Origin of the sequence: Streptomyces sp. JW3, from assembly GCF_052216785.1 — a bacterium.
In the GTDB taxonomy this organism is placed as follows: domain Bacteria; phylum Actinomycetota; class Actinomycetes; order Streptomycetales; family Streptomycetaceae; genus Streptomyces.
Genome location: NZ_JBQOUX010000338.1, coordinates 1 through 230, shown reverse-complemented (window position 1 = coordinate 230; position 230 = coordinate 1). Strand labels below are relative to the sequence as shown.

Annotated in this window: 1 protein-coding gene; it reads right to left on the bottom strand. The window is 68.7% G+C overall.

Going from position 1 to position 230, the window contains the following annotated elements; translation table 11 throughout:
• Nucleotides 1-230, bottom strand: a 230-nt coding sequence (locus tag ACTT8P_RS38745; RefSeq protein ID WP_442836475.1) for a hypothetical protein, incomplete at both ends; no start/stop codon positions are given.

Genomic DNA, 230 nt, shown 5'->3' with positions numbered 1-230 from the left:
GCGTCGTCCAGCACGATCAGGTCGTCGTCCTTGGAGACGCACGGGAAGTAGCCGTACACCACGGCGGCTTCGAGCAGATTCTCCGTCTGGAGCCGGTCCAGCAGGCCGCGCAGCCGGGGCCGGCCCTCGCTCTCGACGGTCTCTCCCCGCAGCCCCCACTGGCCCTTGAACAGGGCGCCTTCGTCCAGCCAGGAGGCGTACTCCTTGAGCTGGATGCCCTTGACCACCCG